Origin of the sequence: Caldimonas sp. (genome assembly GCF_046289365.1) — a bacterium.
GTDB lineage: Bacteria > Pseudomonadota > Gammaproteobacteria > Burkholderiales > Burkholderiaceae_C > Caldimonas.
In genome coordinates, this window is the sequence record NZ_JBKBVU010000274.1 from 1 (window position 1) to 3,115 (window position 3,115).

The window sequence follows — 3,115 nt, forward strand, 5'->3', positions numbered from 1 at the left end:
TGGCCCCGCGGTCGGCGACCGGCAGGCAGGAATACGCAGCCGAGGTGCGGGCCCGCACCGAGTCGCGGCTGGGCTTCCGGGTGGCCGGCAAGATGGTGCAACGCCACGTGAATCTGGGTGACACGGTACGTGCCGGCCAGGTGCTGGCCCTGCTGGACGCCCAGGATCTGCGTTTGGGCGAGCAGGCCGCGCGTGCCGCTGTGTCGGCGGCCCAGGCCAACCTCGAGCAGGCCGAGGCTGACTTCAGGCGCTTCACCGAGTTGCGGGCCCAGGGCTTCATCAGTTCGGCCGAACTGGAGCGCCGCGAGACGGCCCTCAAGGCGGCACGGGCCCAATGGGCCCAGGCCCAGGCGCAGGCAAACGTGCAGGGCAACCAGGCGGCCTACGCCAGGCTGGTGGCCGATGTGCCGGGTGTCGTCACCGGCATCGAAGCCGAACCCGGCATGGTGCTGGGTGCCGGGACCCCGGTGCTTCGGCTGGCACACGACGGCCCGCGAGATGCCGTGTTCGCCGTGCCCGAGGACCGGCTCGAAGCCTTGCGTGCGCTGGCTGCGGCCGGCACGCCGGTGCAGGTGCACCTGTGGGGACAGGAAGGGCGCACCATCGAAGCGCGCATCCGGGAGGTGGCGGCGGCGGCCGATCCGGTCACGCGCACCTACACGGTCAAGGCGGATCTGGGCCAAGCATCGGTACCGCTGGGGCGCACCGCCACCGTGGTGATCGAGGGCCCGGCCCAGGCCGGTGTGGCCAAGCTGCCGCTGTCGGCCCTGCGCGAGCACCAGGGTCGTACCCAGGTGTGGGTGCTCGACCCCGACACCATGACGGTGAACCTGCATCCCGTGGAACTGGCCGGGGCGGACGGCAACGAAGTGGTCATCCGCAGCGGACTGGCGCCGGGCCAGATGGTCGTGACCGCGGGCGTGCATGTCCTCAACCCGGGGCAGCGCGTCAGGATCTACCACGAGGCGACCAAGCCGGCGGCATCGACGGCCCCATCTGGCGCTGTGGCCGCCACATCGCCCAACACCCCCTGAGCCTTGACGTCGAGGTCTTCCGTGAGTTCACTGCACTTGCCGGCCTCGGGTGAGCGCCGCTTCAACATTTCCCGCTGGGCGCTCGAGCATTCGGCGCTCACACGCTACCTGCTCGTGGTGCTGATGGTGCTGGGCTTTGCGGCCTATTTCCAGCTCGGGCAGGACGAGGATCCGCCGTTCGCCTTCCGCGCCATGGTGGTGCGCGCCTACTGGCCGGGTGCCACCGCACAGCAGATCGCCGACCAGGTCACTGACAAGATCGAGCGCACACTGCAGGAAGTTCCCTATGCGGACATCATCCGCAGCTACTCCAAGCCGGGGGAGACGCTGATCATCTTCCAGGTGGCCGACTCCTCGCCGCCGGAGCAGCTGCAGCAGATCTGGTACCAGACGCGCAAGAAGGTGAACGACATGCGCGGCACCTTGCCGCAGGGCGTGATCGGGCCCTTCTTCAATGACGAGTTCGGCGATGTGTACGGGGCGATCTATGCCCTGTCCTCCGATGGCTTCAGCCCGCGCGAACTGAAGGAGCACGCCGACCGGGTCCGGCAACAACTCCTGCGTGTGCCGGATGTGGCCAAGGTCGAGATCTTCGGCGCGCAAGACGAGAAGATCTACATCGAGGTCTCGCAGGCGCGTTTGGCGCAACTGGGGCTGGACTTCAATCAGGTGATCGCGCAGCTCGGCCAGCAAAACGCCGTCGAATCGGCCGGCGTCGTCACCCTGCCCACCGATCAGGTGCAGTTGCGCGTGGGCGGACCCTTCAACTCCGAGGAGGAGTTGCGTGCCCTTCCCATCCGTGCAGCGGGCAACACCCTGCGGCTCGGCGACATCGCCGAGGTGCGCCGCGGCTACGTCGATCCGCCGCAGGTCAAGGTGCGCCACCAGGGGCAGGAGGTGTTGGCCCTGGGGGTCTCAATGGCCAAGGGCGGCGACATCATCCGACTGGGCCGCGAACTGGAGGCCGCTGTGGGGCGGATCCGCGCCGAGCTGCCCGTGGGCATCGAGATGACGCAGTTCCAGGATCAGTCCACGGTGGTCTCGCGGTCGGTCAACGAGTTCATCAAGGTGCTGATCGAGGCCGTGGTGATCGTGCTGGCAGTGAGCTTCATCAGCCTGGGCCTGCACATGCGGCCGCTGCGGCTGGACTGGCGTCCGGGCATGGTGGTGGCCATCACCATCCCGCTGGTGCTGGCCATCACCTTTGTCACGATGTTCTACTGGGGCGTGGGACTGCACAAGATCTCGCTGGGCTCGCTGATCATTGCGCTGGGCCTGCTGGTGGACGACGCCATCATCGCCGTCGAAATGATGGTGCGCAAGCTGGAGGAGGGCTACGACAAGCTGCGCGCTGCCACCGCCGCCTATGAGATCACCGCCATGCCCATGCTCACTGGCACCCTGATCACCGCCGTGGGCTTCCTGCCCATCGGCATGGCCAAGTCGGCCGTGGGTGAATACACCTTCGCGATCTTTGCCGTCACGGCCGCCGCGCTCGTGATCTCCTGGCTCGTGTCGGTCTACTTCGTGCCCTACCTGGGCACGGTGCTGCTCAAGACACGCGCCCAGGCCGGTGAGCAGCCTCACGAACTCTTCGACACGCCGTTCTACAACCGTTTCCGTCGCGTGGTGGGCTGGTGCGTCCGGCACCGCTGGATCACGATCGGCCTGACCGTGCTGTCGCTCGTGCTGGGCGTGGTGGGCATGGGCCGTGTGCAGCAGCAGTTCTTCCCGGATTCCAACCGGCTGGAGGTGCTGGTGGACCTCTGGCTGCCCGAAGGGTCCTCCTATCAGGCCACCGAGGACGTGGCGCGTCGCGTCGAGGCCCGGCTGATGAAGGAGGAGGGTGTGGCCAGCGTGAGCACCTGGGTGGGCAGCGGTGTGCCGCGCTTCGCGCTCGTGCTCGACCAGATCTTCCCGCAGTCCAACGTCAGCCAGATGATCGTGATGCCCAAGGACCTGTCGGCCCGCGAGGACCTGCGGCGCCGATTGCCGGCCGTGCTGGCCGAGGAGTTCCCGGAGGTGCGCGGCCGTGTGAAGCTGCTGCCCAACGGTCCGCCGGTGCCCTATCCGGTGCAGTT

General features: G+C 67.8%; 2 protein-coding genes. Both read left to right on the top strand.

What is annotated here, in order from left to right; genetic code table 11:
• The coding region (locus ACK42S_RS16825; protein ID WP_409710250.1) for an efflux RND transporter periplasmic adaptor subunit at positions 1-1,034 on the top strand (1,034 nt) is incomplete at its 5' end.
• Positions 1,035-1,055: 21 nt separating this feature from the next.
• A partial coding sequence (locus ACK42S_RS16830; RefSeq protein ID WP_409710253.1) for an efflux RND transporter permease subunit occupies positions 1,056-3,115 on the top strand: 2,060 nt, incomplete at its 3' end.